The sequence below is a fragment of the Streptomyces barkulensis genome (assembly GCF_002843305.1).
Taxonomy (GTDB): domain Bacteria; phylum Actinomycetota; class Actinomycetes; order Streptomycetales; family Streptomycetaceae; genus Streptomyces; species Streptomyces barkulensis.
Genome location: NZ_PGSG01000026.1, coordinates 20,939 through 43,763 on the forward strand (window position 1 = coordinate 20,939; position 22,825 = coordinate 43,763).

Sequence of the window (22,825 nt, forward strand, 5' to 3'; positions counted from 1 at the left end):
GTGCGGGTCCCTGGCGGGCCCGCCGGGCGGCGCGTCCTCCTCCCGGGCCCGGCTTCCTCGTCCAAGGCGAGCCGGAGTCGGGGTGTCTCGGCTCGTTTGGGGGCCGGCCGGGGAAGGGAGGAGCCGGCGGCCGATCTGTGCGGGGGACGGACACCCGGCCGCCGGCGGCGTCAGCGCGTGGAACTCCGCTGACCACTGTGAGACTCCCTTGCGGGTTGTGTCCTTCGCGTACCCGTCGTTCACGGCGGCACGCATACCGGCGGCACCCCGATACGACCCCGGCGCCGCCCCGGCCGCCGTGCGCCGGCCGCCGCACGTCACGCGCCGGACGAGGTTGCCCCCACGGCCAGTTCCCGCAGCCGGTCCACCGGCACCGCGGGAACCGTACGGCCCAGCCGGCCGGTCGTGGTGACCGCCGCGCACAGGGCGTTGAGCACCGACTCCTCGGTTGCCCGCAGGACCGCGCCGAACAGCGGGTCGAGGCAGCGGTCGGGAACCGCCACCGGTGCGCCGCCGCGCAGGGCAGAGGTGCTGAACGCGAGCCCGTAGTCCCCGCTGCCGTGGCCGTAGGAGGCGCCGACCCGGCCCAGGGCGAACACCGCGCGCCGGGCCAGCCGGCCCAACTGCCGGGAGTCCAGCGCCGCGTCGGTCGCGACGATCACCATGCACGAGCCGTCCTCGCCGGGGCCCGGATCCTCGGCCGGGCCGGAGGGGGCCGGAAGGACGGGGGCACCTGAGAGCCGCAGCGTGCCGCCGAAGTTGGCCTGCGTCAGCACGCCCACCCGGACCGGACCCGCCGGCTCCGGCGTGACCAGCCGGGAGGCGGTGCCGATCCCCGCCTTGAACCCCAGCGCGCAGGTGCCCGTGCCCGCGCCGACGCACCCTTCGGCCACCGGTCCGCCCGCAGCCCCCTCGATCGCGGCCAGCACGTGCTCCTCGCGCACCGGCCGGGCCCTGATGTCGGAGAGGTATCCGTCGTTGCACTCGCCGACCACCGGGTTGAAGGAGAGCACCCCGGCGTGCTCCGGGCGGGCGAGCATCCAGCTCACCACCGCGTCCGCGGCGCGGAAGGCACAGAGGGTGGAGGTGAGGACGACCGGTGACTCCAACTGCCCCAGTTCGGCGACCTGGGTGGCGCCGACCAGCTTGCCGTAGCCGTTCGCGGTGAACAGCGCGGCGGGCAGCGGAGTGCCGCCGGGATGGGGCCCGATGCCCGCCGGGACGACCGCGGTCACCCCGGTGTGCACATCGGGCGGCCTGCGCACGGTGGTGTGTCCGACGGCGACCCCGGGCACGTCGGTGATCGCGTTGCAGGGGCCCGGCTCGTCATCGTCCGCCACGATCCCCAGTTCCCGCGCCCGTCGGGAATAGTGTGCCATGCGCCGCCCTTCCGGTCGTCTCCTGCCGCAGGACGCTTCCGTCCGCGGCGATCAGGGTCCCACCCGGAGGTCCACCGCATGCGTCGGCGGCTCCCCGGCCCGCGGCCTCACGCTCCGGCGTGTCGGGGTACGGCGCGTGTGCGCACGGGTGACGCGGTGTGCGAATCCCCCGCCGCGGCCCGGGGATGGGGCAGGGTGGGGAGACCGGATCCGTCCCGTGCGGCACGGATCGTTCCGGCGGAACCCGACCACGAGAGGTGCGGAAGGCGACGGTGCGCGGCCCTGAACCCCCCGGCGGAGCGCGTGCGGCCGGGGCCCGGAGGAGGGGGTACGTCCCCCCGAGGCTCGGTTCCCGGGCGCTGGTGGTCCTGCTCGTCGTCGTGACGCTGCTGGTGGTGGTCTCCGACTACCTGGCCGACCGGGGTCTCGGTCTGGTCCCCCTGCTGATCTTCCTGCCCGCCTTCGTCGCGGGCCTCGGTACGGCACGGCAGACCGCCGCCGCCGCCGCGTGGGTCGTTCTCGTCCTGGTGGGGCTGCTGGTCTACGACCCGTTCCAGACGGTCTCCGCCAACCTCTCGACGCTCGCCTTCACCGCGGCGCTGGGCGCTCTGAGTATCGCCGGGGCCTGGCAGCGCGGCCGCAGGGACGCGGAGATCACCCGGCTGCGTTCGGCCGCCGCCGCGCTGCAGCGCCAGATCCTGCGCCCTCTTCCGCTGCTCACCGACCGGCTCCTGGCAGACGGTGTGTACGAGCCGGTGGAGGAGGACAGCAGGGTCGGCGGGGACATCTACGAGGTCATGCCCTCGCCGTACGGCACCCGGGTGCTCATCGCCGACGTCCAGGGCAAGGGGCTGCCCGCCATCGGGACGGCCTTCGCGGTACTGGGCGCGTTCCGGGAAGCCGCCGGCCGGGAGCCGGAACTCACCTCGGTCGTGGAGGCCCTGGAGGAGGCGGTCGTCCGGCACAACGCCTTCGAGGCGCGGACCGGGGAGCCCGAACGCTTCGTCACCGCGCTCGTCCTGAACGCCGACGGCGGCGGGGACGTCCAGGTGGTGGACTGCGGCCACATCCCGCCGTACCTGCTGCGCCGGGAGCGGAGCGGGCCGGCGGCCCGGCCGGTCCCGCTGCGGAACTCCGGGGTGCCCCTCGGGCTGGGCTCCCTCGCGCCGAAGTCCCGGGCGGTGGAACGGTTCGGTCTTCCGCCCGACGCCATGCTGCTGCTCTGCACGGACGGCGTCACCGAGGCGCGCGACTCCTCCGGGTCCTTCTTCCCCCTGGAGGAGCGCCTGGCCGGGTGGGCGGACGCCTCTCCCCGGGAGGTGGCCGCGGGCCTGCTGGACCAGTTGATGGCCCACACCGGGGGCAGCCCGGCGGACGACATCGCCCTTCTGGTTCTGCGCAGGAGCGCGCCGCCGGCGCCGGAGCGCGAGGCTTCCTCCTCCTTCTCCGGCAGCGGCGGGGTTGGGCCCCCGGGCGCCGGTTCCCGTTAGGCGGTGTGCAGACCGGCCCGGGCCGCTGCCGGGCCGACGGCGTCGGGGCGGGATCCGAGCCACTCGCACAGCAGGACGGTCGCGTCGTCCTGGAGCCGTCCGCCGTGGTGGCCGAGTACCGCGTGGACCAGGCGGCGCAGCGTCTCGGGCACGGGGAGGCCGTCGGCGTGGTGGCGGATGAGGAAGTCGATGAAGCGGGACAGACCGAACTCGCGGTCGCCCGGCCCGCGGGCCTCGGTGATGCCGTCGGTGTAGAACACCACGCGGTCGCCCGGCTCGAGCTGCTCGCGGCACAGAGTGCTCGCCAGGCCCAGTTCGGTGCCCATCGGATGGGTGGGCCGGCAGCGCAGCAGGGCGGACCAGCGTCCGCCGCGGATGACGACCGGCGGGTGGTGCCCGCGGTTGACCCAGGAGAACACACCGGTGCGGGTGTCCAGGGCGGCCAGGATCCCGGTGGCGTAACGAGTGTTGCCGAACTGCCGCACCAGGGTGTCCTCGATCGCCTCGCCGGTCTCGGTGAGCGAGGCCCCCTGGCGGCGCAGGTTGCGTCCGGCGGCCACGGCGAGGCCGGCGGTGAGCCCGGCCGCGGTGTCGTGGCCCATGGCGTCGAAGACCGACAGATGGATGACGGGCCCCGCGGTGGCGTAGTCGTAGGCGTCGCCGCTGACGAGGTAGGCGGGTTCCAGGGCGGCGCTGATCACCACCCGGCCGTCGGCGTAGGTGCGCGGGGGCATCAGGTGCCACTGCATCTCGGCCGCGACGTTCATCTCCCGGGTGCGCGTCAGCCGGGCGCCGATGTCGCTGGTCCTGCCCTTGCCTTCCAGCATGAGCGCCGTCAGGGAGGCCAGCAGTCCCATGTGGTCATGGATACGGTCGTCGTCGAGGGCGGTGCTGACGTTCAGCACCCCCAGGCGTTCGGTGCCGTCCAGCAGGGGCACCCACCAGCGGTAGCCGTGCGGCCCGGCTCCGGCGGCGGGCAGGGTCTGGCCGTACTGGAAGGCCCGGCCGGGCACGGTTCCCTCGACGGGCAGTTCCCTCTCCTCGGTGTCCGGGAGCGGTCCGGGGCCCGGCAGCAGGCGCAGCGAGTACTGCTGCAGGTCGGCCAGGTAGATCCGGACGTCCCGCAGGCCGGCGGTCGCCGCGTGCTCGGCCACGGTGGCCGGCAGCCCCTCCAGGGGGGTCAGGTGGCTGGCTCTCAGCAGGCCGGCGAGCATGCGGCGGACGGCGAGGTCCCGTTCCGGCACAGCAGTGGCTCCTTACGGTCGTCCGCCCGGCCGGGGGCCGCTCCGGCGGCTTCGGTGGTGCGCCGGGGGCGGCCGGCGGGAGGGACGGACCCCGCCGTCGCATCAGCCTCCTCCGCCGTGTCCGTCACATCGCCCTGATCCGCATGTACCGCACCAGGGAGGGCGCTCCCGCGACCGCGGTCGCCGCGGCGGCGGCCAGCAGGACGCCCACGGCGACGCGCACCACGGCGGCGGGGACGAAGACACCGTTCCTCATCGGGTCACCTCCTTTCCCGCGAGCAGTTCCCCCACCAGGGACTCCACCAGCTCCACGGCCTCGCCGACCGCCCGCCGCACGGGTTCGCTGAGCCCGACGGCGACATCCGGTTCGTCGCCGCGCATGCGCACCAGCGGTTCGCAGCCGACGACCAGGACGCGCGGCAGCGCGGCACCGCCGTCGGCCGCGAGCCGCCGGGCCAGGGCCAGCGTCCTGACCGGGTCCATGGCGTGGACCTCGGGCGCGGCGTGGGCGTCGTCGAGGGCGTCGGCGTCCGGCTCGATGACCGACACCGTGCCGGGCGGCTGGCCGTGGGGCGCGGCGTCGACCAGTACGGCCGTGCCGTACCCCTCCAGCAGCCGGTAGGCCAGGTCCATCCCGCGGATGCCGAAGTCCGCGACGTGGACGCCGTCGGGCAGGGGCCGGTCGCGCAGCGCCTCGGCCACCGCGGGGCCGAACCCGTCGTCGGCGAGGAAGACGTTGCCGATTCCGGCCACCAGGACCCGGGCGCCGGGTGCGGCCGGCTCCCCGGGCGGTCCGGCCGGTTCCAGCTCCTCGGGGGAGAAGAAGAAGCGGTGCCCCATCTGCCCGCTGGTACCGAAGTCGACCCCGGCCGGGTCGTCGTCGAGGACCACCGCGACGTGGGTGCGGCCCTCCATGTCCTCCTCGACCGCGTCGATCTCGGCGGTGCGCCCGGTGAGGGCGAGGTCGAGGATGTCGGCGCCGGGTGAGGGACGCAGCCGCACCCGGCCGCCCCGTCCCAGCCGCACCCCGCCGACCACTACCGTCCTGTCCCTCACGCCTCCTCCCCGACGGGCCGGAACTCGCGGATGGTGCCGTGCAGGGCGAGCAGTTCGTCGGGGCCCAGGCCCGCGCAGCGGTCCAGGATCTCCCGGGCCCTGGGGTCGCAGGCCCGCGCCTCCCGCTTCTCCTCCTCGGTCAGGCTCATCACGCCGAGGATCAGCAGCCGGTCGATCTCCGTGCCGTCGAACAGGTCGCCGGGGCTCTCGGGAGCCACCTCGGGGAAGTCGTACAGGGTGACGGGAGAGGACAGGACGGTGCGGGCGAACGACCCGTCACCCGTACCGCTCGCGCCGTCGCCGTCCTCCCCGGTGCCGATGCCGGTGCCGGTGTCGTCGTCCACGAGGACCGGCCAGGTGCCCTGGTTCTCGCACGCCGAGACCGCCTCCCGCAGCCGCCCGGGCGGGTCCAGGAGCGAGACGAAGCGCCCGGTGCGGCTGTGCAGCACGGTGTGGGTGGAGACGAAGGCGTAGGCGCAGGCCGCCTCCCGCGCGCCCCGGTCCACGGGGTCGGGAGCCGGGCACGGTGTGGTGTTCTCGACGCGCACGGTCAGCCGGAACACCCCGTCCGCGACGGGCTCGGCGCCGATCTCGACCGTGCCGCTCAGCGCGTTCCACCGGCGGACGAGGGCGCCGGCGGTGCGGCCCGAGGAGTCCAGGAGCGGTTCGCGGTCGGTGCCGGCGGGGACGGCGACGGGGACGCGCACCGTCCGGTCGAGGACGGTGTCCAGCCGTACGGGTACGGACACCTCGCGCTCGGTCGCCTCCTGCCAGGCGAGGTGCCGCTCGCCGTCCACCGTCAGCTCGTCCACGGCCTCGGGCCCGTCCGGGCCCTGCCTGACCACACCGCGGTCGACGACGTGCAGGAACCGTACGCGCACCGCCACCTCGGTGCGGTCGGCCGCTCGTCCGCCGGTTTCGAGCAGCACCTGGGTGCGCATCCGGTGCGCCTCGCCCAGGGTGTCGGCGCACGACCGGGGGAAGACCCCGCCGAAGGTCCAGCGTTTGGTGTTCTTCAGCGCGGATCTGCGGTACGGCCAGAGCAGGTAGCCCTCGTACAGGCAGGTGCGCACGATCTTCTCGGCCTTCCCCGCGGGCTCGGCCGTGCGCTCCGCCGGTGTCACGTCGTCCATGGTGCTCCGGTGGTCTCGGGTGTTCTGGGGATGTCGGGGGTGGCCGGCGCGGCGGGGGAGTGGGCGCGAAGGCCCTCCGCCCGGTCCAGCAGGGCGCCGACGGCGTCGTCCAGGGTGCCCAGCGTCCACCGGGTGCGGTAGGCGTCGAGCCGGTCGTGGGTCTCGCGGGACAGCCGCAGCCAGGGGCTGCCGCCGCTGTAGCGGTCGACCAGTGTGTGCCACAGGGCGGCGGGCAGCCGGTAGCCGGCGTCCTCGGCCCAGGAGATCTGGGCCGTTCTCAGCCGGCCCTGACCGCCGTCGAAGAAGACCGTGCCGCTGAAGAGGAAGTCCAGCGGCACCTCCCCGCCGGGGACGGCCCGCAGGTACTTGGTGACGGCCAGTTCGGCGTCGCAGGGGCACGGCACCGTCAGGCCGACCGTGGTGGTCTCGTCGAACGGGGGGACCACCACCGTGGTGCGGGTCCAGGCCAGCGGGCGCAGGGTGGTGGCCCACCGCTCGGGTTCGCCGAACAGCTCGGCCAGGGCCGCCCGCGCCCGCTGGTCGTAGTGGCGGCGGGTGACATCGATCCTGATCGCGGTCGTCAGGCTGACCGAGCGGACCGGGCCGCCGCCGGTGCGGGTGATCTCCACGTCGAACCGGAGTGTGGGCACGGCGGCGTGCCGCTCGGGACCCGCTCCCGTGACCTCGAAGGAGAGGGCCGGGATGACGTGCCGGGACGGAGCGCCGGCCGGCTTCGTGTGCTGCGCCGTCATGACGGGGAGAGGTTCGGCATCCCGGGCATCACCGGGTCGCGGCGCCCGGCGTTGACGCCCGTCGACCGGCGGGCCGTGGAGCGGTCGCCGGGCAGGAGCCCGGGGGTCTTGCGGTAGGAGCCCTTCTGGTTGCCCTGCCTGGTGCCCTTGACATGGGCCGCCCTGTCGGGCCTCACATCGGCCTTGCCTACGGCGATACGGGCCATGACGCCTCCTTCATGCGGTGGACGGGAGGTCGGTGGGGGTCGGGTCGGTGTGCGGACCGGGGGAGGGAGCGGCGGGCGGGCCGGGGCGGAGACCCCGGAAGAAGTCCCCGACGTGCCGCCACACCTCGGGCCCGCCGCCCAGCCCCTTCCAGTGGGTGCGTACGACGGCCGCCAGGCGGTAGCAGTCGTCCAGGGGGACGATCCACCGCTCCCGCGCGCCGTTCGCCAGGTTGACCAGCAGCGCCTCGACGTCGTCGGCCATCGCCGCGACGTCCGGGTCGCAGGCCTGGACCGCACGCCAGCGTTCCGCCTCGACGGTGGAGCGCAGCAGGCCCAGCGGACTGGGGTAGCCGGCCGTGATCTCGCCGCTCCCGCCGTCACGGGTGAAGAACGCCAGACCGACCGGGACGCCGAGCGAGGCCCACAGCGCGTCGTCGAAACCGTCCTCGTCCAGCCGGGTCCTGCGCAGTGGCAGCAGCCGGTAGTGGGCGCCTCCCGCCTCCTTGCGGTCGAACAGCAGGGAGCAGGCGCGGCAGGCGCAGCAGACCGCGCCGGCGCGGACGTCCAGCAGGTGGCGGTGTGTCTCGGGCAGCGGCTCGGAGCACAGGTCGCACCGCTGGTGCCCGGGCGGGGCGCCGTCCGCCTCCGGTCCGCGAAGGCGGGCCGGGCGGTGGGCCAGCCGTCGCAGCCGGGGTGTGGAGATGGGGGCGGACACGGCGGCTCACTCCTCTCGCTCGGCGGCGAGGGCGGGGCGGCGGAAGAGGTCGTCCACCGGGATGAGAGCGGTGGGCGCCCGGTCCGGGGCGGTCTCGGCGTCCACCTCCACCCGTTCGATCTCGGGTGCGGCGGCGGCCACCGCCTCGCGCACCGCCTGCTCCAGCGCCTGCGGGGAGGAGGAGCAGCCGCGCCCGCCTGCGCCGAGCCGGATACGGACCGCCTCCTGGGAGACCCCGGTCAGCTCCACCTCGTCCTCCCCGAGCCGCCGCCGGGAGCGCAGGCCGGCCAGGGCGCGGCGCACCCGGGTCTCGGCCGGCTCGGGGTGGAGGCCGTGCACCAGCAGCAGATGGCCGACCAGTTCGTCGCCGGCCAGCCGGCGCACAGCGTCGCCGCCGCCCTCCTCCCGGTCCAGGCGGTCCACGATCCGGGCCAGACAGTCCCCGTAGAGGCCGACCAGGGTGTGGACGGTGTCGGTGGCGCGGGCGGCCGCGGCGCTGTCCGGCAGCGACTCCAGCGCGGACAGCAGTTCCTCGGCGCGGGCCGCCTGCCCGCGCGCGTACTCGTCGTCCCAGGGCATCTCCGGCCGCCCGCTACGAGACCTGGCCGAAGGTGGGCGAGTGGGTCTGGCGCAGGGTGCGCCCGCCGCCCAGGTACATGTGGACGCCGCACGGCAGGCAGGGGTCGAAGCTGCGCACGGTGCGCATGATGTCGATGCCCTTGAAGTTCTCCGGCCCGTTCTCCTCGAAGACGGGGCAGCCCTGGACGGCGTCCTCGTAGGGGCCGGGTGTGCCGTAGAAGTCGCGGGGGCTGGCGTTCCAGGGGGTCGGGGGGTAGGGGTGGTAGTTGGCGATCTTCTTGTCGCGGATCACCAGGTGGTGGGAGAGGACGCCGCGCACGGCCTCGTGGAAGCCCACGCCGATGCCCTCCTCGGGGACGTCGAAGTCCTGGAAGACCCTGGTGCGCCCGGCCCGTACCTCCTCCATCGCCCTGTCGACGAAGTGCAGGGCCATCGCGGCGGCGTAGGCGACGAAGTACATCCGCGCCCGGTTGCGCTCGATGGTGTTGGGGAAGGGCGGCGGGGTCCACTCCAGCCGCATCTCCGGCATGGCGGGGGTCTTCGGCAGGTCGATCTCGACGCTGCGCCCGGTGGAGCGGACATAGGGGGTGCGCACCTTCCCGGCCAGGGCGGTGGCCCACAGCCGGGCGATCGGGCCGCCGCCGGTGTCCAGGGCGAGGAAGTCGTTCGTCCGCCTGTCGTACCAGCGGGGGCTCATCACCCAGCTGTACTTGCCGCCTTCCAGGTCGCGCTTCTGGGGGGCGGGCAGGGTGGTCTGGTTCCACGGGTGGCGGGGGTCGACCGGGTTGCCGAGGGGGTCCTTGTCGACGTAGGTCTCCTCGCCGATCCAGTCCTCGTAGTAGGAGCTGCCCAGCAGGATCCGCATGCCCAGGTTGATGTCGACCAGGTCGGTGGTGACCAGTTCGCCGTCCACGACGATGCCGGGGGTGACGAACATGGCGTTGCCCCACTCGTTCATCGTCCGGTAGTCGTAGTCGACCACGTCCGGGTCCTGGAAGGCGCCCCAGCAGCCCAGCAGCGTGCGGCGGCGGCCGACCTCCTCGTAGCCGGGCAGGGCCTCGTAGAAGAAGTCGAAGACGTCGTCGTTCATGGCGACGGCCCGCTTGACGAAGTCCATGCAGCGCATCAGCCGCACCAGGTAGTCGGTGAAGACCTGGGGGGTGGCCACGGTGCCGACGCCGCCGGGGTAGAGCGTGGAGGGGTGGACGTGCCGGCCCTCCATCAGGCAGCACATCTCGCGGGTGAGACGGCTCATGGTGAGGGCTTCCTTGTAGGTGGCGCCCTCGAAGGGGTTGTAGGAGCGCATGATGTCGGCGATCGTGCGGTGGCCGTGCACGTCGCCGCGCGGGGCCGCGGTCCGCTCGGCGCGCTCCAGGACGGACGGGTTGGTCTCCTTGACCATGCGCTCGCAGTAGTCGACGAAGACCATGTTGTCCTGGAAGATCGTGTGGTCGAACATGTACTCGGCGGCCTCGCCGAGGTTGATGATCCACTCCCCCAGGGGCGGGGTCTTCACCCCGTACGCCATGTTCTGCGCGTAGATCGAGCACACCGCGTGGTTGTCGCCGCAGATGCCGCAGATGCGGCTGGTGATGAAGTGCGCGTCGCGGGGGTCCTTGCCCTTCATGAAGACGCTGTAGCCGCGGAAGATCGAGGACGTGCTCCGGCACTCGACGACCTCCCGGTTGGGGAAGTCGATCTTGGTGTAGATGCCCAGGTTGCCGATGATCCTGGTGATGGGGTCGAACGCCACCTCGGTGAGGGTGCGCTGCTCGACCGGGACGGTCTGGCTGGTCGTCACGGAGTGGTCCTCTCAAGCCTCTTCGGCGTCCTTGGCGTCCTCGGTGCCGGCGGGCGGTTCGTCGTCACCGGCCCGACCACCGGGGGTCGTAGCCGGAGGTCAGCTCGGCGCGGTTGTGGCGCCACCTGGGTTCCTTGTTCACCGTGCGGTTGGTGATGGCGCGCAGGGAGCGCACCAGGGGCCCGTAGGTCCGGCTCAGCAGTCCGGAGGAGACGCTGCCTCCGGGGGGCTCGTCCATGAAGGGCATGAACTTGTCGGGGAAGCCCGGCATGGTGCAGGCGATGCAGATGCCGCCGACGTTGGGGCAGCCGCCGACGCCGTCCATCCAGCCGCGCTTGGGGACGTTGCAGTTCACCACCGGTCCCCAGCAGCCGATCTTCACCTGGCACTTGGGGGAGTTGTAGTCCAGCGCGAAGTCGCCCTGCTCGTAGTAGGCCGCCCGGTCGCAGCCCTCGTGGACGGTCTTGCCGAACAGCCAGGTCGGCCGCAGCTGGTCGTCCAGCGGGATCGGCGGCGCGAGCCCGGCCGCCTGGTGCAGGACCCACAGCAGGGTCTCCATGAAGTTGTCCGGCTGCACCGGGCAGCCGGGCACGTTGACGATCGGCAGCCCGCCCGCGGAGCGGAAGTCCCAGCCCAGGTAGTCGGCCAGGCCCATGCAGCCGGTCGGGTTGCCCGCCATGGCGTGGATGCCGCCGTAGGTGGCGCAGGTGCCGATGGCCACCACCGCGTACGCCTTGTGCGCCAGGCGGTCGATCCACTGGTTGAGGGTGATCGGCTCACCGGTGTCGGGGTCGTTGCCCATCGACGTCCAGTAGCCGTCCCCGTTGATGTTCTCGTTGGGAACGGAGCCCTCGACCACCAGGACGAACGGCCCCAGCTCGTCCTCGGCCGCCCGGTGGAAGGCGCGGGTGAAGTCCTCGCCGGTCTCGTAGGCCAGCACCTTGTTGTGCAGATGGACCTTGGGGATGCCGGGGATCGCGCCGAGGACGACGTCCTCCAGGCTCGGCAGTGTCGCGGCGGTGACCGAGACCGTGTCGCCGTCGCAGCTCATGCCCTCGGAGGTCCACAGGATGTGGACCTCGTCGACGCCGCCGGGGGCCAGCGTGTCGGTGCTCATGGAGCCTTCCTTCCCTGCGGGTGGCGGGGACCGGAGTCCGGGCCCGGGGCGGGCGGCGAGCCGTGTGCCGCGGGCCGCCGACCGTTCCACGAAGCGTGACATTTCCAACAAATCCCTACAACTCAAACGTGCCGTGCCGGGGAAGCCCCCCTTTCCGGACGCGCCCGCACGTCCGGAGGAGGCCCGCCGCGGACGGACGCCGCGATGCCTGGGCCGTACGGGGGAACTCGCCCGGAAACCGGACCGGCGGCCCCCGGGGAGGCCGGAGCGGATGGCTAGCGTGACCCCCCATGCACGAGCTGTCGATCGCCGCCGCCGTGGTGGAGAGTGCGCAGGACACCGCCCGCCGCCACGGGGCCTCCTCGGTGGAGGCGGTGCGCCTGCGCGTGGGGGAACTGTCCGGTGTGGTCGCCGACGCACTGCGGTTCTCCTTCGAGGTCGTCACCGAGGGCACGGAGCTCGCCGGCGCCGAACTCGTCGTCGAGGACGTTCCCGCCCGTGCCCGCTGCGCGGCCTGCGCGCTGGAGTTCGCCCCCGGAGTCCCGCTGCGGCTGTGGTGCCCGGAGTGCGGGGAGGGCGCGACGGAACTGGTGGCCGGACGGGAGCTGGAGATCGTCGACGTCACGCTCCCGCCGGCAGGCGCGTCCTGCGACGGAGGCTCGGCGCCACAGGGGGAACGACAGGGAGGAGTCGCGTGATGTGCCGGGTCGTGGACGTGAGGCAGGCCGTACTGGCCAGGAACGACGGACTGGCGGCCGGGCTGCGCCGCGAACTGGACGGCCGGGGGATCACCGCGGTCAACCTGCTGTCCAGCCCGGGCAGCGGCAAGACCGCCCTGCTGGAACTCCTCCTGGCCCGCGCCGCCGGGCGCGGTGTGCCGGCGGCGGCCCTCACCGCCGACCTGGCCACCGAGAACGACGCACGGCGGCTGGCCAGGTCCGGCGCGCCCGTCAAGCAGGTCCTCACCGGCGGGCTGTGCCATCTGGAGGCCGCCCAGATGCGCGGCCATCTGGAGGGCTGGCCGCCGAGGGACACCCGGGTGCTGTTCGTGGAGAACGTGGGCAATCTGGTCTGCCCCGCCGCCTACGACCTGGGCGAGACGCTGCGGGTGGTGCTGATGTCGGTCACCGAGGGCGAGGACAAGCCGGTGAAGTACCCCACCGCCTTCGGCCTGGCGAACCTGGTGGTGCTGAGCAAGGCCGACCTCGGCGAGGCCGCCGGGTTCGACGGCGACGCCTTCGCCGAGAGTGTCGAGCGGGTCAACCCCGGAGTCGAGGTGCTGCACACCTCCGCCCGCACCGGGCAGGGCGTCGACGCGCTCCTGGAAAGGGTGCTGGCCGTGTGCGAGGGCACCCGCCCCCACCGGCCCCCGCTCGCCGGGCGGCACCTGAGCGAACACCGCCATGAGCATGGCCCTGAGCACAGCCACGAGCACAGCCACGGCCACCCCCGCGACCACGAGCACCCGCACGCGCACCCCGGCGGGGAAGGCGCGCTGCCCGGCGCCGGCCTGCCCGCGCGGTAGTGGCGGACGGGGACGGGCAGGGAGGAGCGCCATGACGGCCACCGTCGAAGGCAGGCCGGGGCCGGACGCCGGGGCGGACCGCGTACGGCGGCGTCTGACCGTGCGCGGCACCGTGCAGGGCGTGGGTTTCCGCCCCTTCGTCCACGCACTGGCCTCGCGGCTGGGGCTGTCGGGCCACGCGCTGAACAACGCCGGCGGGGTGGTCGCCGAGGTCGAGGGCGCGCCCGCGGCGGTGGAGGCGTTCTGCCGGGAGCTGGTGGAGCGGGCGCCGCCCCTGGCGGTCGTCTCCTCGGTGGCGGCCGAGGACGTCCCGCCACTGGGAGCCGGACCGGACGCGGGCCCGCACGGCGAAGGGTTCGTCATCCGCCCCTCCGAGCGGGGCGGGGGCCGCACCCTGATCCCGCCCGACACCGCCACCTGCGACGACTGTCTGCGGGAGCTGGCCGACCCGGCCGACCGCCGCCACCGGCACCCGTTCGTCACCTGTACCCACTGCGGCCCGCGGTTCACCATCGCCACCGCGCTGCCCTACGACCGCGCGACCACGACCATGGCCGCCTTCCCCCTGTGCCCGGCCTGCGCACGGGAGTACGCCGACCCCGCCGACCGCCGCTTCCACGCCCAGCCGGTCGCCTGCCACGACTGCGGCCCCCGGCTGAGGCTCACCCGTGCCCGCCGCACAGGAGCGGGCACGATCGCGGACATGGGCGAGGACACGGGCGAGGAGGCGCTGGCCGGGGCCCGTCGGCTGCTGGCCGAGGGCGCGGTCGTGGCGGTCAAGGGCGTCGGCGGCTACCACCTGGCCTGCGACGCGACGAACCCCGCCGCCGTCACCGCCCTGCGCGAGCGCAAGGCCCGGGGCGCCAAGCCCTTCGCGGTGATGTGCCCCGACGCGCGGGCCGCCGCCCGGCTCGGCCGCGTCGGCCCCGCCGAGCACCGGGCGCTGAACGGACGGTCGCGCCCCATCGTGCTGCTGCGCCGCCACCGGCCCGGCGAGCGAGGCGGCGACCCGCTGGCGGACGGAGTCTGTCCGGGCAGCCCGGACGTGGGGGCGCTGCTGCCCTACACCCCGCTGCACCGGCTGCTGTTCGGCCTGCCCGGCGACCCGCCCGGCCCCGAGGTGCTGGTGATGACCAGCGGCAACCGGTCGGGCGAGCCCATCGTGACCGACGACCGCGAGGCCCTGACCCGGCTTGCGGAACTGGCCGACGCCTGGCTGTGGCACGACAGGCCCATCGCGGTGCCCTGCGACGACTCGGTGGTGCGGGTGCGCGCGGACGGGAGCGAGGTCGTCCTGCGCCGCTCGCGCGGCCACGTTCCCGCCCCCATCCCGCTTCCCGTGCCGGTGGAACCCTCCCTGGCCGCCGGCGCGGACCTGAAGAACGCGATCTGCCTCGCAGAGGGGCACTCCGCCTGGTTCTCGCCCCACATCGGAGACCTGGACGACCTGGCCGCCCTGCGCGCGCTGGACGGCGCGCACGAGCGCCTGCGCACGCTCACCGGCGTCGAGCCCCGGCTGCTGGCCGCCGATCGCCACCCCGGCTACCGCTCCACGCGGTGGGCCCGCGACCGCGCCGGAGGCAGGCCCCTGCGCCGGGTGCAGCACCACCACGCGCACATCGCCTCGGCCATGGCCGAGAACGGGCTGGACGGCAGCGCCCCGGTCATCGGCGTCGCCTTCGACGGCACCGGCTACGGCGACGACGGGGCAGTGTGGGGCGGCGAGGTGCTGCTGGCCGACTACGGCGGCTACCGGCGGCTGGCGCACCTGGCGTACGTGCCCCTGCCCGGCGGCGACGCCGGGGTGGGAAACCCCTGCCGCATGGCGCTGTCCCATCTGCGCTCCGCCGGGATCCCCTGGGGCCCGGACCTGCCGTGCGCCGCCGCCTGCTCTCCGGAGGAACGGCGCGTGCTGGAGAGGCAGTTGGAGCGTTCACTGGCCTGCGCGCCCACCTCCAGCATGGGGCGGCTGTTCGACGCGGTGTCCTCGCTGACCGGAGTGTGCCACCGGGCCGGGTACGAGGGGCAGGCCGCCGTCGAGCTGGAGGCCGCCGCCGCGGCGGCCTGGCAGGAGGGCGGACCCGGATACGCCTTCGCCCTGCGCCGGCCGGCCCCGGGCGGCACGGGCGCGACGGTGCTCGACCCCGCGCCCGTACTGCGCGAGGCCGTCCGCGACCTGCGCTCCGGCGCCCCCGCCCCGGTCGTCGCCGCGCGGTTCCACCGGGCCGTGGCCGGGGCGGTGGAGGAGATCTGCCACCGGGCGCGCCGGGACACCGGGGCGGCCACCGTCGCCCTGTCCGGCGGGGTGTTCGCCAACGCGCTGCTGGACGAGGAGTGCGAACGGCGGCTGCGCACCGCCGGGTTCACGGTGCTGAGCCACCACCGCGTGCCGCCCGGCGACGGAGGCCTGGCCCTCGGCCAGCTGCTCGTGGCGGCGCGCGCCGGGGCCCCCTGACGGGCCCCGGCGAAACCTCACGACCCATTGGTGAACTCACCGGCGACGGACGGAGAACGCACATGTGCCTGGCGGTGCCCGGCAGGGTGACCGGGATCGAGGAACGGGACGGCACGCGCATGGCGCGCGTCGACTTCGGAGGGGTGGTCAAGGACGTGTGCCTGGCCTACCTGCCCGACGTGGAGGTCGGCGAGTACGTGATCGTCCACGTCGGCTTCGCGCTGCAGCGGCTGGACGAGGAGTCGGCCAGGGCGTCGCTGGAGCTGTTCGAGCAACTGGGTCTGCTGGACGAGGAGTTCGGCGACGCATGGGAACGGGCGGCGACCGAGGCCGGGCAGGACCGGCCCAAGACCGCCCCGGCGGAGACGGCCGGCGGGCGCACGGAGCGGCCGGCCGCGGCGAAGGAGGCCACCAGGTGAAGTACGTCGAGGAGTTCAACGACCCGGAGCTGGCGCGGCGGCTGCTGGAGGACATCCACGCCACCGCCACCCGCCCCTGGACCATGATGGAGGTCTGCGGCGGTCAGACCCACTCGATCATCCGGCACGGCATCGACCAGCTGCTGCCCGAGCACATCGAGCTCATCCACGGCCCGGGCTGCCCGGTGTGCGTCACCCCCCTGGAGATGATCGACAAGGCGCTGGAGATCGCCTCCCGCCCCGAGGTGGTCTTCTGCTCCTTCGGCGACATGCTCCGCGTCCCCGGCACCGACCGGGACCTGTTCCGGATCAAGAGCGCCGGCGGGGACGTACGGGTGGTGTACTCGCCGCTGGACGCACTGGAGATCGCACAGCGCCACCCCGACCGCGAGGTGGTCTTCTTCGGCGTCGGCTTCGAGACCACCGCGCCGGCCAACGCGATGACCGTCCACGAGGCACGGCGGCGCGGCATCCGCAACTACAGCATGCTGATCTCCCACGTGCGCGTGCCGCCCGCCATCGAGGCGATCATGCGGGCGCCGCACTGCCGGGTCCAGGCGTTCCTGGCCGCCGGCCACGTGTGCAGCGTGATGGGGACGGCCGAGTACCCGGCACTGGCCGACCGCTTCGGCGTGCCCATCGTGGTCACCGGCTTCGAACCGCTGGACATCCTCGAAGGCGTGCGCCGTACCGTCCGCCAGCTCGAGAACGGTGAGCACCGGGTGGAGAACGCCTACCCCCGGGCGGTGCGGGAGGAGGGAAACCCCGCCGCGCGGCGGATGCTGGAGGAGGTCTTCGAGGTCACCGACCGCGCCTGGCGGGGCATCGGGGTGATCCCGGCCAGCGGCTGGCGGCTGTCGAAGGCGTTCCGTGAGTACGACGCCGAGCACCGCTTCGAGGTCGGCGGTATCACGACGCGCGAGTCCGGGGTGTGCCGCAGTGGCGAGGTGCTACAGGGGCTGATCAAACCGAACGAGTGCGAGGCCTTCGGCACCACCTGCACCCCCCGCAACCCGCTGGGCGCCACCATGGTCTCCAGCGAGGGCGCCTGCGCCGCCTACCACCTCTACCGGCGCCTGGGCGGCCCGGCGGGTCCGGCGGGTCCGGCGCGCGGCACCGAGCCGGCGAGGGAGGCGACCTCCGTTGGCTGACACCACCGACACCACCGACACCACCGACACCACCCGAACCACCGGCACGGCCGCCGAACCCGTGGACCCCGCCGAGTGGACCTGTCCGGCCCCGCTGCGCGACCACCCGGTGGTCGTCATGGGGCACGGCGGCGGCGGGGCCCTCTCCGCCGAACTGGTGGAGCACCTCTTCGTCCCCGCCTACGGCAACGAGACGCTGGCCGGGCTCGCCGACTCGGCCGCGCTGTCGCTGGGCGGCGCGCGCCTGGCGTTCTCCACCGACTCCTACGTGGTGCGCCCGCTGTTCTTCCCCGGCGGCTGCATCGGCGACCTGGCCGTCAACGGCACCGTCAACGACCTGGCCATGAGCGGCGCTCGGGCCGCGTACCTGTCGTGCGCCTTCATCATCGAGGAGGGCACCGAACTGTCGGTGGTCCGGCGGGTGGCCCAGGCGGTCGGAACGGCCGCCGCGGCGGCCGGCGTCACCGTCGCCACCGGCGACACCAAGGTGGTCGACGCCGGGCACGGCGACGGGATCTTCGTCAACACCGCGGGCATCGGTCTGATCCCCGAAGGCGTCGACATCCGCCCGCAGCGCGCCGAACCCGGCGACGTGGTGATCGTCAGCGGGCCGATCGGGATGCACGGGGTGGCCATCATGAGCGTCCGCGAGGGGCTGGAGTTCGGGGTGGAGGTGTCCAGCGACACCGCGCCCCTGGGCGGTCTGGTGCAGGCGATGCTCGCGGCCGCCCCGGACCTCCACGCGCTGCGCGACCCCACCCGCGGCGGGCTGGGCACGGCGCTGAACGAGATCGCGGCGGCGTCCGGCACCGGCGTCGTGCTGGACGAGCGGGCCCTGCCCGTGCCGGATGCCGTGGCGGCCGCCTGCGGCTTCCTCGGCCTGGACCCGCTGTACGTGGCCAACGAGGGCCGCCTGGTGGCCTTCGTCCCGCGCGGGCGGGCCGACGCCGTGCTCGCCGCGATGCGGGCGCACCCCCAGGGCGCCGGGGCGGTGGTCGTCGGGGAGTGCGTGGAGGACCATCCGGGCATGGTCGTGGCCCGCACCGGGTTCGGCGGCACCCGTGTGGTGGACCTGCCGCTGGGCGAGCAGTTGCCCCGCATCTGCTGACCGCCGGGGCGCCCTCCGCTCCCCGTGCGCCGCGTCACGGCCGCCACGCCGGCCGCTCGGGGCCGGTCCGGCCCGTACCTCCCCTTCTGGCGGGGTACGGACGGCACCGGCCCCGGGGACCTTCGGCCCTGCCGGGAAGACCGGCGCGGGAGGAGTCTGAAGGTGCCACGACGGCAGGAGGAAACCATGAACCGTTCGCAGATCCGTCCCCTCCCGGAGGTCAGGGTCGAGGTCCGGGGCGAGGTGCCCGGGGACGCGGCCGAGTACGCGCGGACCAAGGTGCTGGCGGCCCTGGGCAAGGTCGGGGAGCCGGTCCTGGGCACCAGGGTGAAGCTGAGCCAGGCGGGTGCCTCCGTGCGGCACCCGGCGCACGCCCAGGTGAACGTGGACGTCAACGGCCGCCCGGTGCGGGCCCACGTCGCCGCCGACACCATGCCCGAGGCGATCGACCTGCTGCGCGACCGGCTGGCGGGCCGGCTGTCCCGCGCCCACCGCCGCGGACACCACGGCGGCGGGCCGCGCCCCGGCTCGCGCATCGGGCAGGGACGCCGGATCGTGCGCCGCCGCGCCCACGGCCCCGCCCGGATGACCCCCGCCCAGGCGGTGCGCCGGATGGAGACCCTGGGGTACGGCTTCCACCTGTTCACCGACGCCGTCTCGGGCGTCGACAGCGTGGTCTACCGGGACGGAGAGGGCGGCCACCGGCTGGCCCGCGCCCGCGGGGACGCCTCCGCGCCGGCGCCGTCGGACCTCCCGCCGACCGCTCCGCCGGCCGTTCCGCTGGGGGTCAGCGGGATCCCGGCGCCCCGTATGGGGGTCGAGCAGGCGGTGTGGCGACTGGAGGCGACCGGTCTGCCGTTCGTGTTCTTCGTCGACACCGCCACCGAGCGCGGAGCCCTGCTCCACCGCCGCCGCGACGGTCTCCACGAGCTGATCGTCCCGGCCGAGTGACCCGGTGTCCGCCGGCCGGGACACCGGTCCCGGCCGGCGGACGTCACTGGGGGAGGTGTTCGGCGGGTCGGCCGGGTGCGCGGGCGCACGGTGCCTACCGTCGCGGTATGCCCCTCATCCGGATCGAGCGCCGTACCCACCTCCCGGCAGGAGAGGCGTGGCGCCGGCTGACCACCTGGGAAAACCACGCCCGCCACGTTCCGTTCACCACGATCACGGTCACCACCGCGCCGCCCACCCGTGTCGGCACACGCTTCACGGCGCGTACGGGCACCGGGCGCGCCGGGGTCGACGACCCCATGGAGGTCGTGCGCTGGGAACCGCCGGCCGGGGACCGGCCAGGTCGCTGCCGTGTGGAGAAACGGGGGAGGGTCGTGCTCGGCTGGGCCGAGGCGGAGGTGGTCCCCGTCGGCGGGGGATCGCTGGCCGTCTGGCGCGAGGAGGTGCGGGTGCGGGGACTGCCGCGCCTGTTTGACCCGCCGACGGCCTGGGCGGCCCGCCTGCTGTTCGGCCGGGTCGTCAAGGGGCTGCTGAGAGAGCGATGACCGCTTGCCCGCCCCGCCCCCGGGGCCCGCAGACGGGCCGCCCAGGCCGTCGGCGGGGCGGTTCACACCTTCCGCACGGCCACGCCGGCCGCGGCCAGCGCGCCGGTCTCGTCCTCGGGGGCGCCCTCCTCCGTCACCACCGCGTCGAGCGCCGAGGCGGGCGCGACGGAGGCGAGGGCGGTACGGGAGAACTTGGCCGCGTCGGCGACCGCGACCACCCGGCGGGCCGAGGCGATCGCGGCGCGTTTGACGGCGGCGTCGGCCAGGTCGTAAGCGGTCAGCCCGTCCGCGGCGTTCAGTCCGCAGCAGCCGATGACGGCGGTGTCGAAGCGCAGTGCGGCCAGGGACGCCTCGGTCAGCGGTCCGGTCAGCGCCAGCTCGCCCGGGCGCGGCTCCCCGCCGGGCAGCAGCAGCCTCAGCCGGGGGGCGCCGGTGAGAGCGTTGGCGGCGTGCAGGGACAGCGGCATGACGGTCAGCCGGCGGCCGACCAAAGCGCGGGCCACCTCCAGGCAGGTCGTGCCGCTGTCGAGGACGACCGACTCGCCGTCGGCGATCAGGGAGGCCGCCTCGGAGGCGATCCGCCGCTTGGTGTGCGGCCTCTCCAGCTCCCTCAGCCCGAATGGGGGCTCCTCGCCGCGCAGCAGCAGGCTGCTGGCCCCGCCGCGGTAGCGCTCCAGGACCCCCTGGTTCGCCAGGACCTCCAGGTCGCGCCGGATGGTCATCTCCGAGGCGCCGGTGAGCCCGGCCAGCTCCGCCACGCTCAGCTGCCCGGCCTCACGCACGGCCTCGGTGATCAGTCTCAGTCGTTCCGCGCTCGCCACGCCGGAAATTGAACATGAAGCATGTGCGTAATTCAATCTATCGAACAGCTATCTCGTTTGTTAAGTTCTGGAACATGGAGAGAACGCTGCGGCTCGCACGGCTGGCCACCTTCGCCTACTTCGGCCTCAACGGCTTCCTGATGGGCATGTGGGTCGTCCACATCCCGGTGGTGGAGGACCGTGCGGGTATCAGCCACGCCGTCCTGGGCTGGCTGCTGCTCCTGCTCGGTGGCGGAGCCTTCGCGGGCATGCGGTTGACCGGCCCGCTGGCCGACCGCTTCGGAGCCCGCGCCGTGGTGCCGCTGAGCGCGGTGCTGTGCAGTGCGTCCCTGGTGCTGCCCGGCCTGGCCGAAGGGGCCTGGGCCCTGGGCGCGGCCCTGCTGGTGTTCGGCTTCGGCAACGGCTGCCTGGACGTCGCCATGAACACCCACGCCGTCCAGGTGGAACGCGGCTACCGGCGGCCCGTCATGTCCGCCTTCCACGCGGTTTTCTCCGTCGGAGGGGTGCTCGCGGCCCTGGTCGGCGCCCGGACCCTCAGCTGGGGCTGGAACGCCGCCGGGACGCTGGCCGGGATGGGCGCCGTCGGGCTCCTGGTCGCCGTCCTGGCCGCCCCCGCGCTGCTGCGCACCGAGTCCGCCGGACCCACCGAGCCCGCCGGGCCCGCGGAGGAAGACCTGAAGCCGTCCACCGGGACCGGGGCCGGGGGCGGGACGCCCGGGCGGATCTGGGCGCTGGCCGCCCTCGCGCTGATGCTGATGCTCGCCGAGGGCGTGGCCAACGACTGGAGCGTGCTCGCCCTGCAGGACGTCCTGGGCGCGCCCCCGGCCACGGCGGCCCTCGCCTACGGGGCCTTCGCCACCGCCATGACCGTCGGACGCCTGCTCACCGACCGGGTGGCCGCGCGCTTCGGCCCGGTCGCGATCGTCCGCTACGGCGCCCTCCTGGCGGCGGCCGGCCTGTCGGCGGTGGTGGTCTCGCCCTGGATTCCCCTGGCCCTGGCCGGCTGGACCGTCTTCGGCATGGGGCTGTCCGGGTGCGTGCCCCAGCTCTTCAGCGCCGCGGGCCACGCCGACCCGGAAGCGGCCGGGGCCAACGTCTCACGAGTGGCGGGGCTCGGTTACCTCGGCATGCTCGCCGGGCCGGCCGTCATCGGGCCGCTCACCCATCTCGTGCCGCTGAACGTCGCCTTCCTGCTGCCCGTGGCCCTGTGCGCCGTGGCGGCCGGGGCCGCCGGGATCCTGCGGGCCGACCCCCGGGCCACCGCCGGGGGAGGGGAGCCCGCCGGAGGGCGGGCGGAGGTACCCGAGGCCGCCAAGGCGGCCGACTGACGAGCCGGTGCGCACCGCCCGGCCGCGCCCTCCGTCCCGGAGAACGGGTCCACGGGACTCCCCGGCTCCCGGAGCGCCGGATTCCCGCCGCCCTTCCGCACGGCCTGCGAGGTGAGACGCGGTACGGCGGGCGGAGCCGGCTCCGCGGGAGTGATCCGCGTCATTCCCGCAGGTGCGGCGGGTGTGGATGATGGGGGCGTCCCCTCCTGCCGCAGGGCCGGAGAGTCCTCGTCGACCGGGAGTCGGTCCGCCATGGCAGAGCATGTGCACGTTCGCCTCAACCACGGGCTGGAGGTGTCCGAGGACGGCGATCTGATCGAACTGTCCCGCTGCCGGTGCGGAGCCACCTGGAGCAGGGCCTACCGGGTGGACGAGGGCGAGCCCGAGCGGTGACGCGGGCGGGCGGGGACGTCAGCGGTCCTTGAGGGGGTCGTGCCCCCAGTTCATCAGGGAGTGCCGCCAGGTGGTGTCGGTGACGTCGCCGGAGGGCCGCTGGGCCAGGTGCCGCTTGATGTAGCCGTTGACCTTGCGCATGTGGGCCACGTCGTCGTCACCGAGGTCGGACTCCGAGGTCCGCAGCAGTTCGACGATGCGGCGGCCGGAGGCGTGGCCGGTGCTCTCCCCGCCGCCTCGGTGCTGCCCGGCGGCCTTGGACTCCTCCCGTTCCAGCCAGTCCTGGAGCTGCTTGGGGGTGAGGTTGACCAGCTTCCCGAACTCGGTGACGGTCCCGTCGCGGTCCTCGCGGTCCTCGCGGTCCTCGCGGTCCTCGCGGTGCTCAGTCATCCCCCGGCTCCTTCTCGCGGAGGGCGTCGGGGCGGTGGACCGCCCGGCCGCCGGACTTCTCGCTGCGGACCTGGTACTGGGGGTCCTCGGGGGAGGCGTCCACGGTGCGCCCGCCGGCCTCGGTACGGGAGGTGATCTCCTTCTCGACCCTGCCGACGGCCTCGCTTCCGTGGCTCTTCCAGGAGACCCTGTCCCCCTTGCGGAACTTCCTGTTCTTCTTCGTCATCTTCCCCTCCCGCGGGGGGTGGACGGATGAAAAGCCCCGTT

At 74.3% G+C, this 22,825-nt stretch carries 25 protein-coding genes; 11 read left to right on the forward strand and 14 right to left on the reverse strand.

The window, feature by feature from the left end; translation table 11 throughout:
- Window positions 1-317 precede the first annotated feature (317 nt).
- Complete coding sequence (locus tag CUT83_RS05735; RefSeq protein ID WP_101254780.1) at window positions 318-1,379, reverse strand: P1 family peptidase; 1,062 nt, start codon at window positions 1,377-1,379, stop codon at window positions 318-320.
- 362 nt (window positions 1,380-1,741) lie between these two features.
- Between CUT83_RS05735 and CUT83_RS05740 the strand changes: the two genes are divergently transcribed.
- Complete coding sequence (locus CUT83_RS05740; protein ID WP_240957965.1) at window positions 1,742-2,869, forward strand: PP2C family protein-serine/threonine phosphatase; 1,128 nt, start codon at window positions 1,742-1,744, stop codon at window positions 2,867-2,869.
- Here CUT83_RS05740 and CUT83_RS05745 read toward each other — a convergent pair.
- The 10 genes from CUT83_RS05745 to CUT83_RS05785 form a co-directional block, all read right to left on the reverse strand.
- Window positions 2,866-4,083 (reverse strand): PP2C family protein-serine/threonine phosphatase, encoded by a 1,218-nt coding sequence (locus CUT83_RS05745; RefSeq protein WP_101254825.1) that lies wholly within the window; start codon window positions 4,081-4,083, stop codon window positions 2,866-2,868. The two genes, CUT83_RS05740 and CUT83_RS05745, sit on opposite strands and share 4 nt — an antisense overlap.
- 154 nt (window positions 4,084-4,237) lie before the next feature.
- A complete protein-coding gene (locus tag CUT83_RS31340) occupies window positions 4,238-4,369 on the reverse strand; it encodes a hypothetical protein (protein WP_277347720.1) in 132 nt (43 codons plus the stop codon).
- Window positions 4,366-5,169, reverse strand: coding sequence for a hydrogenase maturation protease (locus CUT83_RS05750; RefSeq protein WP_101254782.1), 804 nt, complete (start codon window positions 5,167-5,169; stop codon window positions 4,366-4,368). Before CUT83_RS05750 ends, CUT83_RS31340 begins: the two co-directional genes overlap by 4 nt.
- Window positions 5,166-6,302 carry a hypothetical protein gene (locus CUT83_RS05755; RefSeq protein WP_101254783.1) on the reverse strand — a complete coding sequence of 379 codons (1,137 nt, stop codon included), beginning with the start codon at window positions 6,300-6,302 and terminating at the stop codon, window positions 5,166-5,168. The genes CUT83_RS05750 and CUT83_RS05755 overlap by 4 nt, the downstream gene beginning before the upstream one ends.
- On the reverse strand, window positions 6,290-7,054 hold the full coding sequence (locus tag CUT83_RS05760; RefSeq protein ID WP_194074697.1) for a DUF6084 family protein: 765 nt from the start codon (window positions 7,052-7,054) through the stop codon (window positions 6,290-6,292). The genes CUT83_RS05755 and CUT83_RS05760 overlap by 13 nt, the downstream gene beginning before the upstream one ends.
- Window positions 7,051-7,260, reverse strand: a complete 210-nt coding sequence (locus tag CUT83_RS05765; RefSeq protein ID WP_093658193.1) for a hypothetical protein — start codon at window positions 7,258-7,260, stop codon at window positions 7,051-7,053. The genes CUT83_RS05760 and CUT83_RS05765 overlap by 4 nt, the downstream gene beginning before the upstream one ends.
- A 10-nt stretch (window positions 7,261-7,270) precedes the next feature.
- On the reverse strand, window positions 7,271-7,975 hold the full coding sequence (locus CUT83_RS05770) for a DUF5947 family protein (RefSeq protein ID WP_194074698.1): 705 nt from the start codon (window positions 7,973-7,975) through the stop codon (window positions 7,271-7,273).
- A gap of 6 nt (window positions 7,976-7,981) precedes the next feature.
- Complete coding sequence (locus CUT83_RS05775) at window positions 7,982-8,554, reverse strand: NifU-related iron-sulfur-binding protein (RefSeq protein WP_101254784.1); 573 nt, start codon at window positions 8,552-8,554, stop codon at window positions 7,982-7,984.
- Between the two features lie 13 nt (window positions 8,555-8,567).
- Window positions 8,568-10,355: a nickel-dependent hydrogenase large subunit gene (locus tag CUT83_RS05780; protein ID WP_101254785.1), complete on the reverse strand. Its 1,788-nt coding sequence runs from the start codon at window positions 10,353-10,355 to the stop codon at window positions 8,568-8,570.
- A 64-nt stretch (window positions 10,356-10,419) separates the two neighbouring features.
- Window positions 10,420-11,472, reverse strand: a complete 1,053-nt coding sequence (locus CUT83_RS05785) for an NADH-quinone oxidoreductase subunit B family protein (RefSeq protein ID WP_101254786.1) — start codon at window positions 11,470-11,472, stop codon at window positions 10,420-10,422.
- Between the two features lie 290 nt (window positions 11,473-11,762).
- Here CUT83_RS05785 and hypA point away from each other — a divergent pair, with 290 nt between their 5' ends.
- From hypA to CUT83_RS05825, 8 genes are all read left to right on the forward strand, one after another.
- Window positions 11,763-12,170 carry a hydrogenase maturation nickel metallochaperone HypA gene (gene hypA, locus CUT83_RS05790; protein ID WP_101254787.1) on the forward strand — a complete coding sequence of 136 codons (408 nt, stop codon included), beginning with the start codon at window positions 11,763-11,765 and terminating at the stop codon, window positions 12,168-12,170.
- A complete protein-coding gene (gene hypB / locus CUT83_RS05795) occupies window positions 12,170-12,997 on the forward strand; it encodes a hydrogenase nickel incorporation protein HypB (protein ID WP_101254788.1) in 828 nt (275 codons plus the stop codon). Before hypA ends, hypB begins: the two co-directional genes overlap by 1 nt.
- Window positions 12,998-13,028: 31 nt before the next feature.
- Entirely contained in the window at window positions 13,029-15,452 is a 2,424-nt protein-coding gene (hypF, locus tag CUT83_RS05800; protein WP_101254789.1) for a carbamoyltransferase HypF, read from the forward strand.
- Window positions 15,453-15,514: 62 nt separating this feature from the next.
- Complete coding sequence (locus tag CUT83_RS05805; protein WP_101254790.1) at window positions 15,515-15,871, forward strand: HypC/HybG/HupF family hydrogenase formation chaperone; 357 nt, start codon at window positions 15,515-15,517, stop codon at window positions 15,869-15,871.
- Entirely contained in the window at window positions 15,868-17,022 is a 1,155-nt protein-coding gene (hypD, locus tag CUT83_RS05810) for a hydrogenase formation protein HypD (protein WP_101254791.1), read from the forward strand. Before CUT83_RS05805 ends, hypD begins: the two co-directional genes overlap by 4 nt.
- Window positions 17,023-17,140: 118 nt before the next feature.
- A complete protein-coding gene (hypE, locus tag CUT83_RS05815; protein WP_173915031.1) occupies window positions 17,141-18,130 on the forward strand; it encodes a hydrogenase expression/formation protein HypE in 990 nt (329 codons plus the stop codon).
- Window positions 18,131-18,316: 186 nt separating this feature from the next.
- Window positions 18,317-19,081 carry a sigma 54 modulation/S30EA ribosomal C-terminal domain-containing protein gene (locus CUT83_RS05820; RefSeq protein ID WP_101254793.1) on the forward strand — a complete coding sequence of 255 codons (765 nt, stop codon included), beginning with the start codon at window positions 18,317-18,319 and terminating at the stop codon, window positions 19,079-19,081.
- A 107-nt stretch (window positions 19,082-19,188) separates the two neighbouring features.
- A complete protein-coding gene (locus tag CUT83_RS05825) occupies window positions 19,189-19,626 on the forward strand; it encodes an SRPBCC family protein (protein WP_101254794.1) in 438 nt (145 codons plus the stop codon).
- Between the two features lie 62 nt (window positions 19,627-19,688).
- Here CUT83_RS05825 and CUT83_RS05830 read toward each other — a convergent pair whose 3' ends face one another.
- Entirely contained in the window at window positions 19,689-20,447 is a 759-nt protein-coding gene (locus CUT83_RS05830; protein ID WP_101254795.1) for a DeoR/GlpR family DNA-binding transcription regulator, read from the reverse strand.
- 74 nt (window positions 20,448-20,521) lie between these two features.
- On the opposite strand from CUT83_RS05830, the gene CUT83_RS05835 reads away from it, so the two are divergent.
- Together CUT83_RS05835 and CUT83_RS30270 are read left to right on the forward strand one after the other, a co-directional pair.
- Window positions 20,522-21,775, forward strand: a complete 1,254-nt coding sequence (locus CUT83_RS05835) for an MFS transporter (protein WP_101254796.1) — start codon at window positions 20,522-20,524, stop codon at window positions 21,773-21,775.
- Window positions 21,776-22,027: 252 nt separating this feature from the next.
- Window positions 22,028-22,168 (forward strand): hypothetical protein, encoded by a 141-nt coding sequence (locus CUT83_RS30270; RefSeq protein WP_165869490.1) that lies wholly within the window; start codon window positions 22,028-22,030, stop codon window positions 22,166-22,168.
- Between the two features lie 18 nt (window positions 22,169-22,186).
- Here CUT83_RS30270 and CUT83_RS05840 read toward each other — a convergent pair whose 3' ends face one another.
- A complete protein-coding gene (locus tag CUT83_RS05840) occupies window positions 22,187-22,558 on the reverse strand; it encodes a DUF3140 domain-containing protein (protein WP_101254797.1) in 372 nt (123 codons plus the stop codon).
- On the reverse strand, window positions 22,551-22,784 hold the full coding sequence (locus CUT83_RS05845; RefSeq protein ID WP_101254798.1) for a hypervirulence associated TUDOR domain-containing protein: 234 nt from the start codon (window positions 22,782-22,784) through the stop codon (window positions 22,551-22,553). Before CUT83_RS05845 ends, CUT83_RS05840 begins: the two co-directional genes overlap by 8 nt.
- Between the last annotated feature and the right edge of the window lie 41 nt (window positions 22,785-22,825).